The organism is Streptomyces sp. NPDC096339 (assembly GCF_044762985.1).
Taxonomy (GTDB): Bacteria; Actinomycetota; Actinomycetes; order Streptomycetales; family Streptomycetaceae; genus Streptomyces.
The window spans coordinates 133,681-155,990 of record NZ_JBIWFI010000013.1 but is presented as its reverse complement, the minus strand read 5'-3'; the positions used below and the strand labels follow the sequence as shown (position 1 = coordinate 155,990).

The 22,310-nt window shown below is 70.8% G+C and carries 18 protein-coding genes and 1 tRNA gene; 15 read left to right on the top strand and 4 right to left on the bottom strand.

Annotated features, from left to right (window positions below; all coding sequences use genetic code 11):
• The first annotated feature begins 393 nt into the window (after window positions 1-393).
• Window positions 394-1,275, top strand: a complete 882-nt coding sequence (locus ACIQ5Y_RS19275) for a class I SAM-dependent methyltransferase (RefSeq protein ID WP_403881403.1) — start codon at window positions 394-396, stop codon at window positions 1,273-1,275.
• Between the two features lies 1 nt (window position 1,276).
• A complete protein-coding gene (locus ACIQ5Y_RS19270) occupies window positions 1,277-4,009 on the top strand; it encodes an ATP-dependent RNA helicase (protein ID WP_403881400.1) in 2,733 nt (910 codons plus the stop codon).
• Here ACIQ5Y_RS19270 and ACIQ5Y_RS19265 read toward each other — a convergent pair.
• Entirely contained in the window at window positions 3,999-4,979 is a 981-nt protein-coding gene (locus tag ACIQ5Y_RS19265; protein WP_403881397.1) for a DUF3068 domain-containing protein, read from the bottom strand. The two genes, ACIQ5Y_RS19270 and ACIQ5Y_RS19265, sit on opposite strands and share 11 nt — an antisense overlap.
• A 15-nt stretch (window positions 4,980-4,994) precedes the next feature.
• The gene (locus ACIQ5Y_RS19260) at window positions 4,995-5,135 is read right to left on the bottom strand and encodes an SPW_0924 family protein (RefSeq protein WP_403881394.1); all 141 of its coding nucleotides are present in this window, start codon (window positions 5,133-5,135) and stop codon (window positions 4,995-4,997) included.
• Window positions 5,136-5,376: 241 nt separating this feature from the next.
• Here ACIQ5Y_RS19260 and ACIQ5Y_RS19255 point away from each other — a divergent pair, with 241 nt between their 5' ends.
• A complete protein-coding gene (locus tag ACIQ5Y_RS19255; RefSeq protein WP_403881392.1) occupies window positions 5,377-6,279 on the top strand; it encodes a DUF4184 family protein in 903 nt (300 codons plus the stop codon).
• A 33-nt stretch (window positions 6,280-6,312) separates the two neighbouring features.
• Here the strand turns inward: ACIQ5Y_RS19255 and polA are convergent, their stop codons facing one another.
• On the bottom strand, window positions 6,313-9,036 hold the full coding sequence (gene polA / locus ACIQ5Y_RS19250) for a DNA polymerase I (RefSeq protein ID WP_403881390.1): 2,724 nt from the start codon (window positions 9,034-9,036) through the stop codon (window positions 6,313-6,315).
• Between the two features lie 258 nt (window positions 9,037-9,294).
• On the opposite strand from polA, the gene ACIQ5Y_RS19245 reads away from it, so the two are divergent.
• From ACIQ5Y_RS19245 to ACIQ5Y_RS19205, 9 genes are all read left to right on the top strand, one after another.
• A complete protein-coding gene (locus ACIQ5Y_RS19245) occupies window positions 9,295-11,580 on the top strand; it encodes an FdhF/YdeP family oxidoreductase (protein ID WP_403881482.1) in 2,286 nt (761 codons plus the stop codon).
• A gap of 64 nt (window positions 11,581-11,644) precedes the next feature.
• Window positions 11,645-12,103 (top strand): PaaI family thioesterase, encoded by a 459-nt coding sequence (locus tag ACIQ5Y_RS19240; protein ID WP_403881387.1) that lies wholly within the window; start codon window positions 11,645-11,647, stop codon window positions 12,101-12,103.
• 56 nt (window positions 12,104-12,159) lie between these two features.
• Window positions 12,160-12,549 (top strand): hypothetical protein, encoded by a 390-nt coding sequence (locus tag ACIQ5Y_RS19235; RefSeq protein WP_403881384.1) that lies wholly within the window; start codon window positions 12,160-12,162, stop codon window positions 12,547-12,549.
• Complete coding sequence (locus tag ACIQ5Y_RS19230; protein ID WP_403881382.1) at window positions 12,546-13,181, top strand: Tat pathway signal sequence domain protein; 636 nt, start codon at window positions 12,546-12,548, stop codon at window positions 13,179-13,181. The genes ACIQ5Y_RS19235 and ACIQ5Y_RS19230 overlap by 4 nt, the downstream gene beginning before the upstream one ends.
• A gap of 300 nt (window positions 13,182-13,481) precedes the next feature.
• On the top strand, window positions 13,482-14,714 hold the full coding sequence (locus ACIQ5Y_RS19225) for a branched-chain amino acid ABC transporter substrate-binding protein (protein WP_403881379.1): 1,233 nt from the start codon (window positions 13,482-13,484) through the stop codon (window positions 14,712-14,714).
• 119 nt (window positions 14,715-14,833) lie between these two features.
• Entirely contained in the window at window positions 14,834-15,763 is a 930-nt protein-coding gene (locus tag ACIQ5Y_RS19220; protein ID WP_403881376.1) for a branched-chain amino acid ABC transporter permease, read from the top strand.
• A 5-nt stretch (window positions 15,764-15,768) separates the two neighbouring features.
• A complete protein-coding gene (locus tag ACIQ5Y_RS19215; RefSeq protein ID WP_403881373.1) occupies window positions 15,769-17,589 on the top strand; it encodes a branched-chain amino acid ABC transporter permease in 1,821 nt (606 codons plus the stop codon).
• Window positions 17,590-17,592: 3 nt separating this feature from the next.
• Window positions 17,593-18,543 (top strand): ABC transporter ATP-binding protein, encoded by a 951-nt coding sequence (locus ACIQ5Y_RS19210; RefSeq protein ID WP_403881370.1) that lies wholly within the window; start codon window positions 17,593-17,595, stop codon window positions 18,541-18,543.
• A complete protein-coding gene (locus tag ACIQ5Y_RS19205; RefSeq protein ID WP_403881367.1) occupies window positions 18,540-19,256 on the top strand; it encodes an ABC transporter ATP-binding protein in 717 nt (238 codons plus the stop codon). Before ACIQ5Y_RS19210 ends, ACIQ5Y_RS19205 begins: the two co-directional genes overlap by 4 nt.
• Window positions 19,257-19,333: 77 nt before the next feature.
• Here the strand turns inward: ACIQ5Y_RS19205 and ACIQ5Y_RS19200 are convergent, their stop codons facing one another.
• On the bottom strand, window positions 19,334-19,987 hold the full coding sequence (locus ACIQ5Y_RS19200) for an ANTAR domain-containing response regulator (RefSeq protein ID WP_403881364.1): 654 nt from the start codon (window positions 19,985-19,987) through the stop codon (window positions 19,334-19,336).
• A gap of 92 nt (window positions 19,988-20,079) precedes the next feature.
• Here ACIQ5Y_RS19200 and ACIQ5Y_RS19195 point away from each other — a divergent pair.
• From ACIQ5Y_RS19195 to ACIQ5Y_RS19185, 3 genes are all read left to right on the top strand, one after another.
• A tRNA-Leu gene (locus ACIQ5Y_RS19195) sits at window positions 20,080-20,162 on the top strand.
• A gap of 86 nt (window positions 20,163-20,248) precedes the next feature.
• The gene (locus ACIQ5Y_RS19190) at window positions 20,249-21,025 is read left to right on the top strand and encodes a helix-turn-helix domain-containing protein (protein WP_403881362.1); all 777 of its coding nucleotides are present in this window, start codon (window positions 20,249-20,251) and stop codon (window positions 21,023-21,025) included.
• A 30-nt stretch (window positions 21,026-21,055) separates the two neighbouring features.
• Window positions 21,056-22,252 carry a serine hydrolase domain-containing protein gene (locus ACIQ5Y_RS19185; RefSeq protein ID WP_403881359.1) on the top strand — a complete coding sequence of 399 codons (1,197 nt, stop codon included), beginning with the start codon at window positions 21,056-21,058 and terminating at the stop codon, window positions 22,250-22,252.
• The last annotated feature ends 58 nt before the right edge of the window (window positions 22,253-22,310 follow it).

Sequence of the window (22,310 nt, the reverse complement as noted above, 5' to 3'; positions counted from 1 at the left end):
CCGGTTACGGACAGAAAGTCGTAGGTACTGCTACGCCGGGAGCCCTTATCGGCATCTGCCGATGAAGCCGGACAGCCAAGGAAGCCCCTGATCCGCGAGAAGCGGAGAGGGCCTCGAAAACCGAGGGGACATCAACAGATACAAGCGCAGCCTGCTAGGTCTGAGGAGCACAGGCTCGCAGCGCAACTTGTAGCATACGGGGGCCGCCGGACAGGGTCAATGCGCGAAGGCGCACACCCCCGGAGGATCGCCGCATATCCGGCACAATTCGTGTGCGGGGAGGGCGTGATGACGCTCCCGACACGTTTGCAGCAGCGCCCCGGCCACGTCCGGGGCGGTCCGCGGCATACCACGGACTTCCACCGACATCCGCACACTACGACGACGGGCCCCATGAACCAAGAGGACTACGCCCCCGAAGACGCGTACGAGGCCGATCCGGACACCGCCGACGGACTCGCCGACGGACACGACGACGACTTCGAGGACGCCGAGGCCACGCGCCGTGACGCCGGGGAAGCGGAGAGCAGCCGGGCCAGCCGGGGCTGGTGGGACCGCAACGCCGACGAGTACCAGAGCGAGCACGGCGCCTTCCTCGGCGACGACCGCTTCGTATGGGGACCGGAGGGCCTGGACGAGGCGGACGCCGCCCTGCTCGGCCCCGCCGCCTCCCTCAAGGGCAAGGACGTCCTGGAGATCGGCGCCGGCGCCGCCCAGTGCTCGCGCTGGCTCGCCGCCCAGGGCGCCCGCCCGGTGGCCCTGGACCTCTCCCACCGCCAGCTCCAGCACGCCCTGCGCATCGGCGAGGGCGTCCCCCTCGTGGAGGCCGACGCCGGGCGGCTGCCCTTCCGCGACGGCTCCTTCGACCTCGCCTGCTCCGCGTACGGGGCCGTCCCCTTCGTCGCCGACCCCGTGAACGTCATGCGCGAGGTCCACCGCGTCCTGCGCCCGGGTGGCCGCTGGGTCTTCTCCGTCACCCATCCCATCCGCTGGGCCTTCCCCGACGAGCCGGGGCCCGAGGGGCTGTCCGTCGCCGCCTCCTACTTCGACCGGACCCCGTACGTCGAGCAGGACGAGCAGGGCCGCGCCGTGTACGTGGAGCACCACCGCACCCTCGGCGACCGGGTCCGCGACGTGGTGGCGGGCGGCTTCCGCCTGGTCGACCTGGTCGAGCCGGAGTGGCCCGCCTGGAACAGCCAGGAGTGGGGCGGCTGGTCCCCACTGCGCGGGAACCTGATCCCCGGTACCGCGATCTTCGTCTGCGAGCGCGACTGACGTGATCCGCACCGCCGCCCTCGACGCCCTTCCCGTACGGGAAGCCCTGCCCGCGCTCGCCTCGGCCCTGGACGGCCACGGCGCGGCGGTGCTCTGCGCCCCGCCCGGCACCGGCAAGACCACGCTGGTGCCGCTGGTCCTGGCCGGCCTCGTCGGGGGCGGGCCGGCCCGCCGGGTCGTGGTGGCCGAGCCCCGGCGGATCGCCGCGCGGGCGGCGGCGCGGCGGATGGCGTGGCTGCTGGGCGAGGCCGTCGGCGGGTCTGTGGGCTTCACGGTGCGCGGGGAGCGGGTCGTGGGCCGCGACACCGTCGTGGAGGTGGTCACCACCGGTGTGCTGCTCCAGCGGCTCCAGCGGGACCAGGAGCTGGCCGGCGTGGACGTGGTGGTCCTGGACGAGTGCCACGAGCGGCACCTGGACGCCGACACCGTCGCCGCGTTCCTGGTGGACGTACGGGAAGCCCTGCGGCCGGAGCTGCGGCTCGTGGCGGCTTCGGCGACGACGGACGCGGCCGGGTGGTCCCGGGTGCTCGGGGACGCGCCGGTGGTGGAGGCCGCGGGGGTCTCGTACCCGGTGGAGACCGTGTGGGCGCCGCCGGCCCGGCCGGTGCGGCCGCCGCACGGGATGCGGGTGGATCCGGCCCAGCTCGCGCACGTGGCGTCGGTGGTGCGGCGGGCGCTGGCGGAACGTTCCGGCGATGTCCTGTGCTTCCTGCCGGGCGTCGGGGAGATCGTCCGGGTGGCCGGGCAGCTGGGCGGCGTGGACGCGGAGGTGCTCCAGCTCCACGGCCGGGCCGCCGCCGCGGTGCAGGACGCGGCGCTGACCGCCTCGGAGCGCCGCCGGGTGATCCTCTCCACCGCCGTGGCGGAGTCCAGCCTGACCGTGCCGGGGGTGCGGGTGGTCGTGGACTCCGGGCTGGCCCGCGAACCCCGGGTGGACCACGCCCGGGGGCTGGGTGCGCTGGCGACCGTACGGGCCTCACGCGCGGCCGGCCGCCAGCGCGCCGGGCGGGCGGGGCGCGAGGCCCCCGGGGCGGTGTACCGCTGCTGGCCGGAGGCCGAGGACGGCCGCCTGCCCGCGTTCCCCTCCCCCGAGATCCGGATCGCCGACCTGGCGCAGTTCGCCCTGCAGGCGGCGTGCTGGGGCGATCCGGACGCCGCCGGGCTGGCCCTGCCGGACCCGCCGCCGGCCGGGGCGATGGCGGCCGCGCGGGAGGTGCTGGTGACCGTCGGCGCGGTGGACCCGGCGGGCCGGCCGACGGAGCGGGGGCTGCGGATGGCCCGGCTCGGGCTGCACCCGCGGCTGGCGCGGGCACTGCTGGACGTCTCCGCGGCGGTCGGCGCGCGGCGGGCGGCGGAGGTCGTGGCGCTGCTGAGCGAGGAGCCGCCGCGGGAGTACGGGGACGACCTGGCCGCCGCGTGGCGTACCGCTCGCCGGGGCGGCGACGCGTACGCCCCCCGCTGGCGCGCGGAAGCCCGCCGCCTGGAGCGCGCCGCGCTCGACCCTGCGGGGCTCTCCCCCACCCCGCCCCTTCCCGAAACCGGGGGCTCCGCCCCCAGCCCCCCGTCCCGGGGCTCCGCCCCGGACCCGGCGGGGGCTCCGCCCCCGGACCCCCGCGCCTCAAACGCCGGCGAGGCTGGAGTTGCCCTGCGGGCAGATCAGCCGCGCCTGGTGGACGGCAGCAGCCGAAATCCGGCCCCTCCGGCGTTTGAGGACCGGGGTCCGGGGCGGAGCGCCGGCGGCGGAGCCGCACCCGACGACCTCGCCGCCGGGATCGTGGCCGCGCTCGCGTTCCCCGAGCGGGTGGCACGGGCCAAGAACGAGACGGCCTTCCTCATGGCCAACGGCACCGCGGCCGAGCTCCCCGAGGGGTCACCGCTGCGCCGCGCGCCCTGGCTCGCCGTGGCCGTCGCCGACAGGCCCCCGCACTCCGCCTCCGCGAGGATCCGGCTCGCCGCCGCCGTCGACGAGGCCACCGCGCGGGCCGCGGCCGGCCACCTCCTGGCCGAGCGAGAAGAGGTCCGCTGGGAGGACGGGGACGTCCTCGCGCGCAACGCCGAAACGCTGGGGGCGATCGAGCTCGCCGTGCGCCCGCTGCGGGAGCCCGATCCGGCGCTCGTCCGGGCCGCCCTGCTCGACGGCCTGCGCGCCGAGGGGCCGGCGCTGCTGCGCTGGTCCGCGGACGCGCACGCGCTGCGGGACCGGCTGGCCTTCCTGCACCGCACGCTCGGCGGCGCGTGGCCCGACGTGAGGGACGACTCCGCCCTGCTGGAGCGGGCCGACGACTGGCTGGAGCCCGAGCTGTCCCGCGCCCGGCGCCGCGCCGACCTGGGGCGGATCGACGCCGGGCAGGCCCTGAACCGGCTGCTGCCCTGGGCCACCGGTGAGGCCGCCCGCCTCGACGAGCTGGCTCCGGAGCGGCTGGAGGTGCCCAGCGGGTCCCGGATCCGGGTGGACTACTCGGCCGAGCACGGGCAGCCGGTGCTCGCGGTCAAGCTCCAGGAGCTGTTCGGGCTGGCCGAGACCCCGAAGGTGGCCGGTGTGCCGGTGCTCGTGCACCTGCTGTCGCCCGCCGGCCGCCCCGCCGCCGTCACCTCCGACCTCGCCTCCTTCTGGCGGGTCGGCTACAAGGCCGTCCGCGCCGAGCTGCGCGGCCGCTACCCAAAGCACCCCTGGCCGGAGGACCCGGCGACCGCCGAGCCCACCCGCCACACCAACGCCCGGCTCAGGCGCTGAACTCCGCGTCCCGGGAACGGGCCCGCCGGCCCCGGGCCTCCAGCCACAGCGCGAGCCCGAGCAGCACGAGCCCGCCGGCCGCCAGGCCGATCGGCGCGTACGTGTGGAGCGCGAGGACCTTCGTACGGTTGGCGCTGACCAGGTCGACCGTGTACTTGGCGTAGTCCTCGCGCATGGTCACGTGCCCGGCGAAGGCGGTGAGCTTGCCGTCGGGGCCACTGGCGGCGATGCCGCCGCGCATCTCCTGCTGGATGTCCTGCTCGGCGTTGACCGGCGCCCCGGTGACCGGGTCCACCCAGAACCGGGCCTTGACCGTGTACCAGAGGGTGGTGCCGGTGGTGGCCTCGATCGTGGCGGGGTCGATGCCCTCGATCGGCATCTTCTTGGGCATGGGGACCTTGGTCCACGGGACCGTCTGCTCGAAGAGGTAGACCTCCATGCCCCGGTAGGTACGGGGGCCGACGTAGTGCATCGGCGACGAGGTCCGGGTCTGCGCGTCGAAGTAGAGGTAGTCGCGCGGCTCGGTGAAGAACGGCCACTTGAACTCGATGCCCTCGCGCTTGACCGGGTCCCCGTCGACCATCTCGCCGGTGGCGTGCACCGGGTCCTGGGTGTGCGCGTCGAAGATGTAGCGCTCGGGGATCTGGGAGACCATCTTGCCGTCCGGCCCGATGATGTAGGACAGCGTGTCCCAGACGACCACGTCCTTGCCCGCGCCGGCCTCTATCTCCTTCGAGGCCTCGACGTTGCCCTTGAGGGTCTGGACGATGGTGACCTTGTCGACCTTCTTCGGCTGCATGCCGCCGGTGTAGTCGAGCAGGGTCGCGTCCTTCGCCTCCAGGACCATCTCCTGGTACTGCTCCGGCGGGATCTTGGCGAGCCGCGGGTACGCGTACCAGCGCAGCAGCGGCGCGAGGGCCGCGAAGAAAACGGCCAGGGCCAACAGGACAAGGCTCGCTCTGCGTCGCACGGCCGGGCCCTCCTCTTACTTTCCGGGCGCGGCGGGCGCGGTGGTGAGCAGGGGCTTGGGTGAGGTCTTGCCCTCGGGCGCCCCGAACGCCGTGACGGCGAGGACGAGGAGCACCGCGAGGACGAGCCCGCTGGCGGCGGCGATGAATGCGCGCATGCCGGGCCTCCGGAATCTGATAGGGCGTCAGGGCGGAGGCACCGTAGCAACGCGGACGCGAGATGAGAACCGTCCGGCCCGTCCGGCGCGACCGAAGGCGGGTCGCGGGGGCCGCGAGGACCGGGAATGTGACGTGGCCCATGGCGTTCCGGGGAGCCCGCCGGGCCCCGGACGCGTCCTTTCCGATGTCACGGACAGGTCACCGCATACTGGCCGGGCACACGAACCGAGGGGACTTCTCATGCCGTTCACCCTGAGCCACGCGGCCGCCGTGCTGCCGGCCCTCCGCCGGACCGGGCGTGCGCGCGGCCCCCTCGTCGGCTCGGCCCTGGTCCTCGGATCCTTCGCCCCGGACACCTTCTACTTCGCGGCCACCCTCGTCTCGAGCCTCAAGCCGTACGGCACCTTCGCGCACTCCCTGCCCGGCATCGTGACCGTCGACGCCGCACTCACCGCCGTCCTCGCCGCGTGCTGGCTGCTGCTGCGCGAGCCGCTGCTCGCCCTGCTGCCCCGCGGCCGGCGGGGCCAAGTCCACGCCTTCGTGCGGGGCGAGGAATGGCGTGGGCGCCAAATCCCCTCACTGGCCGTGTGGTTCTACCTCTCGGCGGTCATCGGCTCCTGCACGCACGTGCTGTGGGACAGCTTCACGCACCTCGACCGCTGGGGAACCAACGCGCTGGACCTGGGCAGGCCCCTCGCCTTCGGCTTCCCCCTCTACCTGTACCTCCAGTACGGCGGTTCGGTGATCGCGGCCTTCGTCCTGGTGTGGTTCACGGCGACCGCGCTGCGGCGGCTGCCGGCCTCCCCGCAGCCGGCTTCCGTCCCCGTGCTCAGCCGGGCCGAGCTGTGGGGTGCGCTCACGCTGCTCCTCCTGTGCACCGTTGTCGGGATCACCCTGCGCGTGCTGCGCTTCTTCACCTTCTTCGACGCGATCCACACGCCGCTCGACATCATCCCGACGATCTGCTTCGGCGCGGGCGGCGGCCTCACCGTGGGACTGCTGCTGTACGGGGCCCTCGTACGGCTGCGCCACCGCCCGACCCGGGGCCGTTCGGGCTCGGGCTCGGACTCGGACTCGGGCTCGGGCTCGGGCTCGGGCTCGGGCTCGGGCTCGGAAACGCGAACGCCCGTCCCCACCGCGTAGGCGGGAACGGGCGCCCGGAAGGCCGTACGACGATCAGTGCGCGGCGGACTCCCAGTCGGAGCCGACGCCCACGGACACGTCCAGCGGGGCCCGGAGCTCGACGGCGGCGCCCATCTCGCGGCGCACCAGCTCCTCCACCCGCTCGCGCTCGCCCGGGGCGATCTCCAGCACGATTTCGTCGTGGACCTGGAGCAGCATCCGCGAAGCCAGCCCGGCCTCGGCGATCGCCTGGTCCACGCGCAGCATCGCGACCTTGACGATGTCCGCGGCGGTGCCCTGGATCGGCGCGTTGAGCGCCATCCGCTCGGCGGCCTCGCGGCGCTGGCGGTTGTCGCTGTTGAGGTCCGGCAGGTAGCGGCGGCGGCCGAAGATCGTGGCCGTGTACCCGGTGGCGCGGGCCTCGTCGACCACGCGCTGGAGGTACTCGCGGACCCCGCCGAACCGCTCGAAGAAGGTCTCCATCAGGCCGCGCGCCTCGGCGGGCTCGATGTTCAGCTGCTGGGCGAGACCGAACGCGGACAGCCCGTACGCGAGACCGTACGACATGGCCTTGATCTTGCGGCGCATCTCGGCGTCGACCTGCGAACGCTCCACGCCGAACACCTGGGAGGCGACGGTGGTGTGCAGGTCCTCACCGGAGGCGAAGGCCTCGATCAGGCCCTCGTCCTCGGAGAGGTGGGCCATCACGCGCAGCTCGATCTGGCTGTAGTCGGCGGTCATCAGCGACTCGTAACCCTCGCCGACGACGAACCCGCGGCGGATCGCCCGGCCCTCGTCCGTGCGCACCGGCACGTTCTGCAGGTTCGGGTCGGTGGAGGACAGCCGGCCGGTCGCGGCGACGGTCTGGCTGAAGCTCGTGTGCACCCGGCCGTCGGCGGCGATGGTCTTGACCAGACCCTCGACGGTGACGCGCAGCTTGGCCTGCTCCCGGTGCCGCAGCATGATCACGGGCAGTTCGTGGTCGGTCTGCGTCGCCAGCCAGGCCAGCGCGTCCGCGTCCGTGGTGTAGCCGGTCTTGGTCTTCTTCGTCTTCGGCAGGTCCAGCTCGCCGAAGAAGACTTCCTGGAGCTGCTTGGGCGAGCCGAGGTTGAACTCGTGGCCCACCGCCGCGTGCGCCTCCTTCACGGCCTGCTGCACGGCGCCCGCGAACTGCTGCTCCATGGCCTCCAGGTGGTCGCGGTCGGCGGCGATGCCGGCGCGCTCCATCCGGGCCAGTAGCTCGGAGGTCGGCAGCTCCATGTCGTGGAGCAGCTCGGCCGCGCCGACCTCGTCGAGCTTGTCGGTGAAGGCGTCGCCGAGGTCCAGTACCGCGCGGGCCTGCGCCATCAGCGCTTCCGCCTCGGCCGTCTCGTCGGCGCCGAAGGCCAGCTGGCCGTCGGCGGCGGCCGGCGCCAGCTCGCGGTGCAGGTACTCGTTGGACAGGACGTCCAACGCGAAGGACCGGCGGCCCGGCTTGACCAGGTACGCGGCGAGCGCGGTGTCCATGGTGACGCCGTCCAGCGACCAGCCGTGCTCGGGGAAGACCCGCATCAGGCCCTTGGCGTTGTGCACGACCTTCGGCTTCGCCGCGTCGGCGGCCCAAGCCGCGAAGGCCTGCTCATCGGCCTCGTCCAGCCCGGACGGCTCGAACCAGGCGGCAGCCCCGCCGGCCGCGGCCAGCGCGATCTCGCTGACGTTGCCCTGGCCCAGCGCCCAGCTGTCGACGGTGGCCACGCCGAGCGGTCCGCCCGCGTGCGCCTCCAGCCACGGGGCCAGCTCGCCCGCGCCCAGCACGGAGGCGTCGAGCTCCACGCCCGCGGCCGCCGGGGCCGGTGCCTGCTCCTCCTCGGCGCCCGGGTCCACGGCGAGCAGCCGCTCGCGCAGCGAGGCGTTGCGGATCTCCAGCACGTCCAGCACACCGGTCACCGCCGACCGGTCGTAGGGCGCGCGGGCCAGGTCGGCCGGCGTCTTGGGCAGCTCGACGTCCTTGACCATCTCGGTCAGGACCCGGTTCAGCTTGACGGCCTCCAGGTGGTCCCGGAAGTTCTGCCCGGCCTTGCCCTTGACCTCCTCGGCGCGCTCCACGAGCTCCGCGAACGACCCGAACTGGGTGATCCACTTCGCCGCGGTCTTCTCGCCGACACCCGGGATGCCCGGCAGGTTGTCGGACGGGTCACCGCGCAGCGCCGCGAAGTCCGGGTACTGCCGGGGCGTGAGGCCGTACTTCTCCTCGACCTTCTCCGGGGTGAAGCGGGTCAGCTCGGAGACGCCCTTGGTCGGGTACAGCACGGTGGTGTGCTCGGAGACGAGCTGGAAGGAGTCCCGGTCGCCGGTGACGATCAGCACGTCGAAGCCGAGGGCCTCGGCCTGCGTCGCCAGCGTCGCGATCACGTCGTCGGCCTCGAAGCCGTCGACCGCGAACCGCGGCACCTTCATCGCGTCGAGGAGCTCGCCGATCAGCTCGACCTGCCCCTTGAACTCGTCCGGGGTCTTGGAGCGGTTCGCCTTGTACTCGGGGAACTCCGTCGAGCGCCACGTCTTGCGGGACACGTCGAACGCCACCGCGAAGTGCGTGGGCGCCTCGTCGCGCAGCGTGTTCGCCAGCATCGACGCGAAGCCGTAGATGGCGTTGGTCGGCTGCCCGGTCGCGGTCGTGAAGTTCTCCGCGGGCAGCGCGAAGAACGCCCGGTACGCCAGGGAGTGCCCGTCCATGAGCATCAGGCGGGGGCGGTCCGCTGCGGTCGTCTGGTCGGTCTTCTTCGATGCTGAATCTGCCACGCCCCCGATCCTAGGGCGCCGCGCTGACAATTCCGGCGCCGGCGGTCACCCCCACGGCGCACGGGGGGCCGGACACGGCCCCGGGCGGGAGTCCGCGGCCCGCCCCGCGAGGCGCATCCGTCCCACCGGCCGCCCCCGGCGCACGCGCCCGGAGCCGCAGGCACCCCGGACCACCCTCCCGCCTTCCCGACAGCCGTGACAGGATCAGGCGTGCGGCAAAACATGCTGCACTCGTACGTACGCTCGAAGGGGAGCGACATGGCCACCAAGCCGCCCGCAGGTGATCCGATCCAGGACGCGCCGCAGGTAGCGCCCCCCAAACACGCGGCCGCGGGCCTGCCCGCGATCGGGCACACCCTGAAGATCGCGCAGCAGCAGATGGGCCTGGCCCGCACCGCCCGCACCCTGCTCAAGGTCAACCAGAAGAACGGCTTCGACTGTCCGGGCTGCGCCTGGCCCGAGGGCGACAAGCGGCACACCGCCGAATTCTGCGAGAACGGCGCCAAGGCCGTCGCCGAGGAAGCCACACTGCGCCGGGTCACCCCCGCGTTCTTCGCCGCGCACCCCCTCTCCGACCTCGCCGAGCGCTCCGGATACTGGCTCGGCCAGCAGGGCCGCATCACCGAACCCATGCTTCTGGAAAGAGGGGACCCGGCGGAGGGATCCGACCGCTACGAGGCAGTCACCTGGGAGCGGGCCTTCGCGATCATCGCGGAGGAGCTGACCGCCCTCGACTCCCCCGACGAGGCCCTCTTCTACACCTCGGGCCGCACCAGCAACGAGGCCGCGTTCCTCTTCCAGCTCTTCGCCCGCGAGTTCGGCACCAACAACCTGCCCGACTGCTCCAACATGTGCCACGAGTCCTCGGGCTCCGCCCTGAACGAGACCATCGGCATCGGCAAGGGCAGCGTCTCCCTCGAAGACCTCCACCAGGCCGACCTGATCATCGTCGCCGGGCAGAACCCGGGCACCAACCACCCGCGCATGCTCTCCGCCCTGGAGAAGGCCAAGGAAGCCGGCGCGAAGATCATCTCGGTGAACCCGCTGCCCGAGGCCGGCATGGAGCGGTTCAAGAACCCCCAGACCCCGCTCGGCATGCTCAAGGGCACCCCCCTCAACGACCTCTTCCTCCAGATCCGCATAGGCGGCGACCAGGCCCTCTTCCGCCTCCTCAACAAACTCGTCATCGAGACCGAGGGCGCCACCGACGAGGCCTTCATCCGCGAGCACACCCACGGCTACGAGGAGCTCGCGGCCGCCGCCAAGGAAGCGGACTGGGCCGAGACCCTCACCGCCACCGGCCTGACCCGACCCGAGATCGAACGCGCCCTGGCCATGATCCTGGCCTCCAAGCGCACCATCGTCTGCTGGGCCATGGGCCTCACCCAGCACAAGCACGCCGTCGCCACCATCCGCGAGGTCGTCAACCTCCTCCTCCTGCGCGGCAACATCGGCCGCCCCGGCGCCGGCGTCTGCCCCGTCCGCGGCCACTCCAACGTCCAGGGCGACCGCACCATGGGCATCTTCGAACGCCCCGCCCCCGCCTTCCTCGACGCCCTCGACCGCGAATTCGGCATCACCTCACCGCGCGAGCACGGCTACGACGTCGTCCGCTCCATCCAGGCCCTGCGCGACGGCCGGGCCAAGGTCCTCTTCGCCATGGGCGGCAACTTCGTCGGCGCCACCCCCGACACCGAGGTCACCGAAGCCGCGATCCGCCGCGCCTCCCTGACCGTCCACGTCTCCACCAAACTCAACCGCTCCCACGCCGTCACCGGCCGGCGCGCCCTGATCCTGCCCACCCTCGGCCGCACCGACAAGGACGTCCAGGCGAGCGGCAAGCAGTTCGTGACCGTCGAGGACTCCATGGGCATGGTCCACGCCTCCCGCGGCAACCTCGCCCCCGCGAGCCCCCACCTGCTCTCCGAACCCGCGATCGTGGCCCGCATGGCCCGCGCCGTCCTCGGCGCCACCTCGAAGACCCCTTGGGAGGCATTCGAGAAGGACTACGCCGTCATCCGCGACCGGATCGCCCGCGTGATCCCCGGCTTCCAGGACTTCAACACCCGCATCGCCCACCCCGGCGGCTTCCGACTCCCCCACGCCCCCCGCGACGAACGCCGCTTCCCCACCAGGACCGGCAAGGCCAACTTCACCGCCGCACCCGTCGAGTACCCCCGCGTCCCCGAGGGCCGGCTGCTCCTGCAGACCCTGCGCAGCCACGACCAGTACAACACCACCATCTACGGCCTCGACGACCGATACCGCGGCATCACCGGCGGCCGCCGCGTCGTCATGGTCAACCCCGCCGACGCCGCCGAGCTCGGACTCGCCGACGGCTCGTACACCGACCTCGTCAGCGAATGGAAGGACGGCGTCGAGCGGCGCGCACCCGGCTTCCGCGTCGTGCACTACCCCACCGCCCGCGGCTGCGCCGCCGCCTACTACCCCGAGACGAACGTACTGGTCCCCCTCGACTCCACCGCGGACACCAGCAACACCCCCGCGAGCAAGTCCGTCGTCATCCGCTTCGAACCCGCCTGACCGGGCCTGATAGAACGACCCCAGGACAATCAGGTTAACGATCGTTGACGAACGGAGCCCGCCCATGGGTGAGCAGCACGCTGTGAAGTTCCCGCAGGACGTACTCGACGAGTACGCCGCCAAGGGCATCGACCTGCCCGCACTGTTCTCCGCGGGAGCCCTCGGCGAGCGGATGGAGATCCGCGTCCTGGAAGCCTCCGCCGAGCGCGTCGTGGCCACCATGCCCGTCAAGGGCAACACCCAGCCCTACGGACTCCTCCACGGCGGAGCCTCCGCCGTCCTCGCCGAGACCCTCGGCTCCGTCGGCGCCATGATGCACGGCGGCATCGACAAGATCGCCGTCGGCGTCGACCTCAACTGCACCCACCACCGCGGAGTGCGCTCCGGCACCGTCACCGGCGTCGCCACCCCCGTCCACCGCGGCCGCTCCACCACCACCTACGAGATCGTCATCAGCGACGAGGAGGACCGCCGGGTCTGCACCGCCCGCCTCACCTGCCTGCTGCGCGACACGGACTCTTAACAACAGGGCCGATACGAGCAGTTGTGCAGCCACCGGCGCCGGTCTAGCGTTCCCGCATGGGATCGGGACCGGCGCCGCGGCGCGCCACGACCGCCTGCGCGGCGACGGCACTCCTGGCCGCCGCGCTCCTCTCATGCGGACCGAAAACCTCCGCATCCCCCGCCCCGCACACCACCTCACCCCAGGAACTGTGCACCACCCTGGTCACCCACTGGGCCGGGGTGATCCTCGACGCCGACCACGGCCAGGACGCCGTCGGCCTCGACTACCAGGCCATGGGCCTGTCCGGCGGCCAGAACGAGATCCTGCGCACCGTCCTCGACGGGGCGCGCGCCGAGCAGCGCGCCAAGGGCCCTGCCGCCGCACGCGAGTTCACCGCCCGCGAGGCCGCCCGCCGCTGCGCCGACCGCTACCGCACGGGCACCCCGACCGGCGGTCCCTGGTGAGCGGCGGCATAGGCCCCGTCGAGCCCGGGGACGGCACCGAGGGCCGCGAGGCCCCGCCCGCGTCGCCCCGTACGCCCGCCGCCCGGGCCGTGGACCGGCTCGGCGCCGCGTACGTCCGCCACCGGCGGGCCGTCCTCACCGTGGCGGCCGCGGCCGTGCTGGCCGCGGGCGCCGCCCGCTGGTACGCCACGCGGCCGGTGCCGGTCGCCGCCGCTCCCCCGCCCGCCCCGTCCCAGTCCGTGTCCCTCGTCTACGTGGAACCGCTGGAACCGGCCCCCGACGACAGCTCGTTCGCGCTCACCGTCCGTGTGCGCAACCGGGGCGCCGGCGCCGTCACGGTGGAGCGGATCGGCCAGCCGTCGCGGGCGCTGAGCGTGACGATCCGGCCACCCCTGCCGGTCACGATCGGTGCCGGAGAAGCACGCGACCTCGCGGTGCTCTTCCGGACCGAAGACTGCGTGCATGTGGCACGGAATTCCGGACTCCCATTCCTTGAAGTAACCCTCAGTAATGGATTCCAGAAAGAGGATCACAGTTACATCCCCGGTGACCGTTATGCCAGGGACCTTTCCGCCGCTCTGACCAGGGCGTGTCCCGAAGATCGAGACAACGCGCCCACCGGGCCGTCATGACCAAAAACCGCCAGAGTCCTGGCAAGTCAGCAGCTAAACCGAGGTTTGATCCTCACCTGTCTCAGAATGCGGACAAGACGAAACGGCCTGAATTCCCCCGTTCCACCCGCACACATCCGCTATGCATTACGCCGTGGCATAACAAGAGAGTCACATCATTGGCCTCAGCCCTCCATAACCCGCGATCCGCCGCCTAGAGTCACCGCCAGTTACCGCGACCACCGGATTTCCTTCAGTTCGGTTCCCCGCGTTCGACTCGACGCGTCCCACGGGGGACGCGGCGCCAGGAAAGGACTGATCGTGCGTCATCGTCAGCTCATCGCCGTGACCGCCGCCCTCGCTGCGGGCGCCCTCACTCTCACCGCCTGCGGCTCCCGCGACGACAAGGGCGGAGCCACCGCCGACGGCGGCGGCACCACGGTCGTCATCGGCGTCGACGCCCCCCTGACGGGCGACCTCTCCGCTCTCGGCCTCGGCATCAAGAACTCCGCGGACCTCGCCGCCAAGCAGGCCAACGAGAAGAAGTACGTCAAGGGCGTCACCTTCAAGATCGAACCCCTCGACGACCAGGCGCAGGCCTCCTCCGGCCAGCAGAACGCCACCAAGCTCACGGCCAACAAGGACGTCCTCGGCGTCGTCGGCCCGCTGAACTCCTCGGTCTCCGAGTCCATGCAGAAGGTCTTCGACGACGCCAAGCTGGTCCAGATCTCCCCGGCCAACACCAGCCCGTCCCTGACCCAGGGCCCCAAGTGGGCCGAGGGCCAGAAGACCCGCACCTACAAGAGCTACTTCCGCACCGCCACCACGGACGCCATCCAGGGCCCGTACGCGGCGCAGTACCTCTTCAACAAGGCGGGCAAGAAGAAGGTCTTCATCATCGACGACAAGAAGACCTACGGCGCCGGCCTCGCCGGAACCTTCAAGGGCGAGTTCACCAAGCTCGGCGGCCAGGTCGCCGGCGAGGGCCACATCGACCCCGAGTCCAAGGACTTCTCGGCGATCGTGACCCAGGTCAAGAGCTCCGGCGCCGACGTCGTCTACTACGGCGGCGAGTACCCCGCGGCCGGCCCCCTCAGCAAGCAGATCAAGGCCTCCGGCGCCAACATCCCGCTCGTCGGCGGTGACGGCATCAAGGACAAGAAGTACGTCGAGCTCGCCGGCGCCACCGCCGTCGGTGACTTCGCCACCTCCGTCGGCGCCCCGGTCGAGAGCCTGCCCTCGGCCAAGGAGTTCATCGACAACTACAAGAAGGCCGGCTACAAGGACGACTACTCCGCCTACGGCGGCTACTCGTACGACTCCGCCTGGGCCGTCATCGAGGCCGTCAAGAAGGTCGTCGACGCCAACAACGGCAAGCTCCCGTCCGACGCCCGCGCCAAGGTCCTCGAGGCCGTCCAGGGCGTCTCCTTCGACGGCGTGACCGGCAAGGTCTCCTTCGACGAGTTCGGTGACGCGACCAACAAGCAGCTCACCGTCTACAAGGTCGAGGGCGACGACTTCAAGGCAGTCGAGTCCGGCACCCTCGGCGGCTGACCACCAGCGGCGGCTAGCACGCTGACCCGCTAGCCCCCTCACCCCTCATTTGCCGCGCGGGGCGCGCACAATGCGCCCCGCGCGGTGTCACATCCGTCGAAAGACTCGGAGGACCTGCGGTGCACGAACTGCCGCAACAGCTGGTCAACGGCCTGCTACTGGGATCCATGTACGGGCTCGTCGCCATCGGCTACACGATGGTCTATGGCATCGTCCAGCTCATCAACTTCGCCCACGGCGAGATCTTCATGACCGGCGGGTTCGGAGCCCTCACGGTCTGGCTGATGCTCCCCGGCGGCACCACCATGTGGATCGCCCTGCCGCTCATGCTCATAGGCGCGATCCTCGTCGCCACACTCATCGCCGTCGGAGCCGAACGCTTCGCCTACCGGCCACTGCGCTCCGCGCCACGACTCGCCCCGCTCATCACCGCCATCGGCCTCTCCCTCGCCCTCCAGCAGGCGGTATGGGCCTGGTACCCCGACGCGAAGTCCTCCATCGTCTTCCCCGAGATCCCCGGCGGACCCTTCCACATAGGCAGCATCACCATCCAGACCGGTGACGTCTTCCTCCTCCTCGCCGCCCCCGTCTCCATGGCCTTCCTCGGCTTCTTCGTCAAGAAGACCCGCACCGGCCGCGGCATGCAGGCCACCGCGCAGGACCCGGACACCGCCAAGCTCATGGGCATCAACACCGACCGCATCATCACGGTCGCCTTCGCCCTCGGCGCGGCCTTCGCCGCCATCGGAGCCGTCGCCTACGGCCTCAAGTACGGCGAAGTCAACTTCAAGATGGGCTTCCTGCTCGGCCTCAAGGCCTTCACCGCAGCCGTCCTCGGCGGCATCGGCAACATCTACGGCGCCATGATCGGCGGCCTCGTCCTCGGCCTCGCCGAAACGCTCACCACCGCCTACGTCGCCGACGTACCCGGCATGGAGCAGCTCGGCGGCCAGACCTGGGGCAACACCTGGGCGTTCGTACTCCTCATCCTCGTGCTCCTCTTCCGGCCCCAGGGCCTGATGGGTGAGCGCGTGGCGGACAGGGCGTGAGAATCATGACGACCACCACAGCAGAATCCACGGACACCGTGACGACCACCCCCGTCCAGGGCCTCATATCCCTCCCCGAGAAGACGGCCCGCGCCCTCGCCACCGCAGGCGGCGCCCTCACCGCCATCTCCTGCTTCCTCTCCTGGACCTGGACCGCCGCCTACCCCGGCAACCTCACCGTCTACGGATACCCCGGCGGTATCCAGTGGCTCGTCCTCGTCGGCGGCGTCCTCACCACCCTCTTCGGCCTCTCCTCCTACGGAGTCAAGGGCCTCGGCTGGCTCGCCCCCGCCGGCGCAGACGCGGCGATCAAGCTCTCCGCAGTCGCCGCCTTCGCCACCGCCTGGTACACGGTCATCTCGATCACCACCACCCTCGGCGGCGTCGTCAACCTCGAGCCCGGCGGCCTGGTCGTCGCCGTGGCCTCCCTCCTCGCCCTCGTCGGCGCACTCGCGCTGCCCTTCAAGCACCCCGTGCTCGAAGGCCCCGACCCCGACGACAGCGCCTGGGAACAGCGCAAGCACCACCTCGGCAACCGCTGGACGACCGTCAAGGCCGCCTTCGCCACCGGAACCCCCCGGCCGGCCCGCCCCCTCCCGGCCTGGGCCGAGATCCTCCTGATCACCGCGGTCCTCGCCTTCGCCCTCGGCGTCTTCACGTACGGCATCACCACCCCGTACCAGGACCTCTTCATCACCTTCCTGATCACCGCCGGCTTCGGCTTCGGCGCCCTCCACCAGGCCGGCCTGGTGGCCCGCTTCACCGCACTCACCACCAAGCACCGCAACGTCTCCCTCATCGGAGCCTTCGTCGCGGCCGCCTGCTTCCCCCTCACCCAGACCGACGACCAGTACGCGACCCTCGGCGTCAACATCCTCATCTTCGCCACCGTCGCCCTCGGCCTGAACATCGTCGTCGGCCTCACCGGCCTCCTCGACCTCGGCTACGTCGCCTTCCTCGGCGTCGGCGCCTACACCGCGGCCCTGGTCTCCGGCTCCCCCAACTCCCCCTTCGGCGTGCACTTCCCCTTCTGGGCCGCACTCCTCATCGGCGCCGGCGCATCCATGGTCTTCGGCGTCCTCATCGGCGCCCCCACCCTGCGCCTGCGCGGTGACTACCTCGCCATCGTGACCCTCGGATTCGGAGAGATCTTCCGGATCTCGATGAACAACCTCGACGGCACCTCCGGCCCCGACATCACCAACGGCCCCAACGGCATCGCCGGCATCCCCAACGTCGACCTCTTCGGATTCGACTTCGGAGCCAGCCACGTCATCGCCGGATTCACCGTCGGCCGCTTCGCCAACTACTTCCTGCTGATGCTCCTGATCACCCTCATCGTGGTCATGGTCTTCCGCCGAAGCGCCGAATCCCGCATCGGCCGCGCCTGGGTCGCCATCCGCGAAGACGAAACCGCCGCCGAAGCCATGGGCATCAACGGCTTCCGCGTCAAGCTCATCGCCTTCGCCCTCGGCGCCACCCTCGCCGGCCTCGCCGGAGCCGTCCAGGCACACGTCAACTACACGGTCACCCCCGACCAGTACGTGTTCGCCAACGCCGTCCCCCCGAACTCGGCCTTCCTCCTCGCCGCGGTCGTCCTCGGCGGCATGGGCACCATCAGCGGACCCCTCGTCGGCGGAGCACTCCTCTTCCTGCTCCCCAACAAGCTCCAGTCCCTCGGCGACTACCAGCTCCTCGCCTTCGGCGTCGCTCTCATCATCCTGATGCGCCTGCGCCCCGAAGGAATCATCCCCAACCGGCGCAACCAGCTCGAACTCCACAAGGACCTCGAAGCGCCCACAGTCCTCAGCAAGACAGGGGCCTGATCCATGACCACCACCACGACCACGACCGCGACCGAAACGGTCCTCGACGCCCGCGGCGTCACGATGCGCTTCGGCGGCCTCACCGCCGTCAAGAACGTCGACCTGACCGTGCGCAGCGGCGAGATCGTCGGCCTCATCGGCCCCAACGGCGCCGGCAAGACCACCTTCTTCAACTGCCTCACCGGCCTCTACATCCCCACCGAGGGCGAAGTCCGGTACAAGGGCACGGTCCTGCCGCCCAAGTCCTTCAAGGTCACCGCGGCCGGCATCGCCCGCACCTTCCAGAACATCCGCCTCTTCAACAACATGACGGTCCTGGAAAACGTCCTCGTGGGCCGCCACACCCGCACCAAGGAAGGCCTCTGGTCGGCCCTCCTGCGCCTGCCCGGCTTCAAGCGCGCCGAAGAGGCCAGCCGCGAGAGGGCCATGGAACTCCTCGAGTTCATCGGCCTGGCCCACAAGGCCGACCACCTCGCCCGCAACCTCCCCTACGGCGAACAGCGCAAGCTCGAAATCGCCCGCGCCCTCGCCAGCGACCCCGGCCTCATCCTCCTGGACGAGCCCACCGCCGGCATGAACCCGCAGGAGACCCGGGCCGCCGAAGAGCTCATCTTCGCCATCCGGGACAAGGGCATCGCCGTCCTCGTCATCGAGCACGACATGCGCTTCATCTTCAACCTCTGCGACCGCGTCGCCTGCCTCGTCCAGGGCGAAAAGCTCATCGAAGGCACCGCCGCCGAAGTCCAGGGCGACGAACGCGTCATCGCCGCCTACCTCGGCGAACCCTTCGAAGGCGCCCCCGGCGCCGAAGAAGCCGCAGAGGTCGAGGCGGCCGAGATCGCCGAGGTCGAGGCCATCGCCGCCGAGCCCGAGGCCGAGGCCGACGAGCCCGCCGACGCCGCCGACACCGTCGAGGCGGACAGCACCACCAGCACGGACGGAGAAGCCAAGTGACCGCACTCCTGGAGGTCGAAGACCTCCGCGTCGCCTACGGCAAGATCGAAGCCGTCAAGGGCATCTCCTTCACCGTCAACGAGGGCGAGATCGTCACCCTCATCGGCACCAACGGCGCCGGCAAGACCACCACCCTGCGAACCCTCTCCGGCCTGATCAAGCCCAAGGGCGGCCAGATCAAGTTCCAGGGCAAGTCGCTCAAGAAGGTCGCCGCGCACGACATCGTCCAGCTCGGGCTCGCCCACTCCCCCGAGGGGCGGCACATCTTCCCGCGCATGACGATCGAGGACAACCTCCTCCTCGGCGCCTTCCTCCGCAACGACAAGGAAGGCATCCAGAAGGACGTCCAGCGCGCCTACGACCTCTTCCCCATCCTGGGAGAGCGCCGCAAGCAGGCCGCCGGCACCCTCTCGGGCGGCGAGCAGCAGATGCTCGCCATGGGCCGCGCGCTCATGTCCCAACCCAAGCTGCTCATGCTCGACGAGCCCTCCATGGGCCTCTCGCCGCTCATGATGCAGAAGATCATGGCGACGATCGCCGAGCTCAAGGCCTCCGGCACGACCATCCTCCTGGTCGAGCAGAACGCCCAGGCCGCGCTGTCCCTGGCCGACCAGGGCCACGTCATGGAGATCGGCAAGGTCGTCCTGACCGGACAGGGCCGCGACCTCCTCGTCAACGAGGACGTCCGCAAGGCCTACCTCGGCGAGGACTGACACTCCCCCGCAGTACGCGTGAGGCCCGTCTCCCCTCGGGGGGAGACGGGCCTCACGTCGTGTCCGACCACTGCTTGCTACTGACCGCTTTCCTTCTTCTTCGCCTCGGCGTCCTCGATGACCACCTCGGCGACCTGCTGCATCGACATGCGACGGTCCATGGACGACTTCTGGATCCACCGGAACGCGGCGGGCTCCGTCAGGCCGTACTGGGTCTGCAGGATGCTTTTGGCCCGGTCGACGAGCTTGCGGGTCTCCAGCCGCTGGGAGAGGTCCGCGACCTCCTTCTCCAGCGCCTTCAGCTCCGCGAAGCGGGACACGGCCATCTCGATGGCGGGGACCACGTCGCTCTTGCTGAACGGCTTCACGAGGTACGCCATCGCACCGGCGTCCCGGGCCCGCTCGACGAGGTCGCGCTGCGAGAACGCGGTGAGCATGAGCACGGGGGCGATGGACTCCTCCGCGATCTTCTCGGCGGCGGAGATCCCGTCCAGTACCGGCATCTTCACGTCGAGGATGACGAGGTCGGGCCGGTGCTCGCGCGCGAGCTCCACGGCCGTCTGCCCGTCGCCGGCCTCGCCGACCACGGCGTAGCCCTCCTCTTCGAGCATCTCTTTGAGGTCGAGACGGATGAGCGCCTCGTCCTCGGCGATGACGACGCGGGTCGTCAGCGGAGGGACGTGCGACTGGTCGGCGTCGGGGGCGGGCGTCGACTCGTGCTCGGCGGTCACGGGGGCTCCTCTTTGCGGGGCTCTGCTGCTTGGATGAGCCTACCTAGCAGCGCAGGCGCATGGTCACCCGGTACACTCCGACGAGCAACCCTGCCGGGTTGGTGGAATGGCATACACGGATGTCTCAAACACATCTGCCCGTGAGGGCTTGCGGGTTCGAGTCCCGCACCCGGCACATGTTCGAAGAGCGAACGTTCACTTTCGAGTGAACGTTCGCTTTTTTACTACTCATCGCCACCGACTGTCACGCACAGTAGCTGCATGGAGTTTCACAGCCTCGAGATACGACAAACGGCCCTCTCTCTGTTGCGCGGCGGGGCGCGAAATGCAGAGGTGGCCCGCCATCTCAGTATCCCGCCCGGCACCATCGGCTACTGGAAGCACATGGACCGCGCCAAGCGTGGCGAGTGCCCGGGTCCCCACGACCCGGACTGCCCGAGATGCGACGGCAGCGCGCTCGATGAGCAGGCGTACTCGTACCTCCTGGGCCTCTACCTCGGCGACGGCCACATAAGTCACTACTCGGGCCACCGCGTACCCAACCTCATGATCACCTGCGGGGACGACTGGCCGGGCCTGATGAACTCCGCCGAAAAGGCCATGCGGCTCGTCTTCCCGTTCAACCAAGTCTGTCGTGTGCGCAAGGTCGGTTGCCACAACGTCAAGGTGTACTCGAAGCACCTTGAATGCCTGTTCCCGCAGCACGGCCCGGGCAGGAAGCATGATCGCCGGATCGTCCTCGAAGACTGGCAGCAGGAGATCGTCGACGTACACCCCTGGGAGTTCATCCGGGGCCTCATCCACTCCGACGGCTGCCGGATCACCAACTGGACCGTCCGCAACGGCAAGCGCTACGAGTACCCGCGGTACTTCTTCACCAACAAGTCCGACGACATCCGGAAGCTCTGCACCGACACCCTCACCAAGGTCGGGGTGGAGTGGACCATCACCGCCCGCGGCCAAGACCCCTACAACGTGTCAGTCGCCCGCAAGGCATCCGTCGCTCTTATGGACGAACACGTCGGGCCGAAGCACTGAGGATGATCACCCGCGCCCTACGGTCGGCGCATGAACCGACCACGTCTCGCCGTGACCGCCGCCCTCCTCGCCGCCGTGTGGGCCGGGGCCATTCCCACCGCCGATGCCGCCGCCGATCCCTCCGCCCTGGTACAGGCCTTGCAGGCTGCCACGACCGCCGGCGCACCGGGGGCGATGGCCCGGTTCAGTGAGCCCGGTGGGGTGCGGACCGAGGTGGTGGGGGTGCGGGACCGGCGTACGGGGGCGGCCATGGATCCCCGGGCGCGGTTCCGGATCGGGAGCGTGACGAAGACGTTCTCCGCCGTCGTCGTGCTGCAGCTGGTCGACGAGGGGAAGGTCGATCTGGATGCGCCCGTCGAGCGCTACCTGCCCGGGGTGTTGCCCGACCGGCGGATCACGGTGCGGCACCTGCTGAGCCACCGCAGCGGGCTGGCCGATTACACGGACGCGATGTTCGAGAAGACCGTGCCCGGCTTCGAGGCGGTGCGGGGGCGGGTGTTCCGGTACCAGGAGCTGGTGGAGTTGTCGCTGCGGGAGCCGCGGACCACGGAGCCGGGGGTGGCGTACTCGTACTCGAACACCAACTTCGTCGCGCTCGGGATGCTCATCGAGAAGGTGACCGGGCGGCCGGTGGGTGAGGCGTATGCCAAGCGCGTGTTCAAGCCGCTGGGGCTGCGCGGCACGTCGTACGTGCATCCGGGGACGAAGATCGCGGGCCGGCACGTGCGGGGTTATCTGCACCCGGATGAGGAGGGGGCGGCGCTGGTCGATTCGACGGAGCAGACGGTGTCGTGGGCGCAGTCGGCGGGGGCCGTGATCTCGACGGTGGCCGACTTGAATGCGTTCACGTCGGCTTTGTTGGGTGGGCGGCTGCTGCCGGCGCGGATGTTGGACCTGATGGTGACGGTGGCTCCGGTGGATGCGGCGGGGACGCGGTTCTACGGGCTCGGGCTGCGTCGGTACGACCTGTCGTGCGGGGCGTCGGTGTACGGGCACACGGGGACGGTGCAGGGTTTCTACACGTACGCGTTTTCCACGCGGGACGGGCGGCGGAGTCTGGCGGCGATGGCGAACACCTCGAACCGGGGTGCGGCGAACACGGCGCTGGGTGGGACTTTGGAGGCGGCGTTCTGTGGTGTGGTGCCGGGGGCTCGGGGCGGGGTGGTGAGGGGGTTCTCGGCCGGTCCGGCGGATGCGGATGTGGCGGAGCACGGCGCGGGGGTCTAGCGGGGAGCGCTTCGTACGCGTCGGGGGTGATGGCGGTGATCGGGTGGGGGCCGTGTCG